Source organism: Streptomyces sp. NPDC002817 (genome assembly GCF_053592055.1).
The window spans coordinates 1-2,002 of sequence record NZ_JBSFUY010000102.1; the positions used below are offsets into that span (position 1 = coordinate 1).

General features: G+C 69.8%; 1 protein-coding gene. It reads right to left on the reverse strand.

Annotated features, from left to right (window positions below):
* On the reverse strand, positions 1 to 2,002 hold a 2,002-nt coding region (locus tag ACWD3I_RS49155), incomplete at both ends, for a polyketide synthase dehydratase domain-containing protein (protein WP_451084470.1).

Sequence of the window (2,002 nt, forward strand, 5' to 3'; positions counted from 1 at the left end):
TCACCGAACGCACCCGACACCAGACCCATCACCCGATCACCCACACCCAGACCCGACACACCAGGGCCCACCTCAACCACCACACCCGCCGCCTCAGCACCCATCGGGCCGCCGCCGGGATACATGTCCAGAGAGAGCAACACGTCTCGGAAGTTGAGTCCGGCCGCCAGCACCTTGACGCGGACCTGCCCCTCGGCCAGGGGTTCGTCAATGGCTCCGGCTTCTTCACATGTCGTACGTGGTGCCTTCTTCAGGCGTGGTACGAGGACGGCGCCGTCGCGCACGGCTGCCTGGGGTTCTCCCGCGGCGACGGCCGCCGCGACGGCGACGTCCGGCGCGTCGGTAGAGTCGTCGAGGTCGAGGAGGAAGAGCTGTCCCGGGTTCTCGGCCTGTGCCGAGCGCAGCAGGCCCCACACGGGTGCACCGACCAGGTCGTCGGCGGTGTCGCCGGGACCGGTGGCAATGGCGGAACGCGTCACCACGGCGAGTCGCTCGTCTGCCTGCAGGCTCTGCACGCGGCGCAGTACGTCAGTGAGCAAGGTGTGCACGGCGTCCATCGGCTCGCCCAGTTCGCGGGCGGACGCGAGGTCGAGCACCGTCAGGTTCGGGGCGGGCGCAACGCCCCCCGCCGCGGTCTGTAGGGGGATCCAGTCCAACGCGTACAAAGCGTCGGAGAGTGACGACGTCCCGGCGCGACGCAGAATGTCGCCCGGCACAGGGCGTGATGCCACTTTCGCGGCTGTGAACACGGGACGTCCCTCGGGGTCCGCTGCCACCAGCGACACGGCATCGTCCCCCGCGCCGCGCACCCGGACGCGCAGTGTTGAGGTGCCGACCGCCGCCAAAGACACCTCGCTCCAGACGAACGGCAACCGGACTTCCTCGGTGCCTCGCACGAGCCCGCTCTGCAGAGCGGCATCGAGCAGGGCAGGATGCACGCAGTAGCCGGCCGCCTCGGCCTGCCGCTCATCGGGGAGGGCTACGTCGGCGAAGACTTCGTCACCGCGGCGCCACGCCCGGCGCAGCCCACGGAAGGCAGGGCCGTAGCCGTACCCGGTCATAGCGGCGTTCTCGTAGAAGTCCGCCAGGTCCAGCGGCTCGGATCCGGCCGGCGGCCACTGTCGCCAGTCGAAGACGTCATCGGCGACGGGAGCCTGCGCCAAGGCGCCCTCGGCGTGCAGGGTCCAGTCGTCGTCCTCGGTGGAGGAGTGCAGAGTCACCTTTCGGTGCCCGTCAGGCTCAGCTTCACCCACACGTACCTGGATCACAACTTCGCCCTGCTCGGGCAGTACAAGGGGCTCCCGCAGGGTCAGCTCCACCAGGCAGTCCAGGCCCACCTGCCGGCCCGCACTGAACGCCAGGTCCACGACAGCCGCGGCGGGCAGCACCGGTGAGCCCTGGACCAGGTGGTCGGCGAGCCACGTCTGCGTGGCAGGGCGCAGCAGCCCGGAGAGCACGATCTCGTCACTGCCGGCCAGCCGCACGGCGGCCGCGAGCAGAGGGTGGTCGGTCGAGCCGAGCCCGGTCGCGGTGAGGTCACTTGGCACCGGCCCCGTTTCCAGCCAGAACCGTCGCCGCTGGAAGGCATAGGTCGGCAGGTCTACGGGCGCAGGGCGTTCCTCGGAGAAGAGAGACGCCCAGTTGACCGGCACACCGCGTACGAACGCATCGGCCAAAGCTGCGAGCAGTCGGCGCGGTCCGCCCTCGCCTCGCCGCAACGTGCCCGTCACGGACACCGCCACGTCCCCCGCAGTGTCCTCGACGCCCACTGTCAGCACGGGGTGCGGGCTGATTTCGGTGAAGACACGGTCGCCCCGCTCCAGCGCGGTGCCGATCGCGTCCTGGAAACGCACCGTCCGACGCAGGTTGCTCACCCAGTACTCCGGATCCAGCCCGGCCGTGTCCAGCACCTCCCCAGTGACACTGGAGATGAACGGGATCTCACCAGTACGAGGCGTGATGCCGTCCAGAGCCTCACGGATCTCGCCGGCGATCCGGTCCA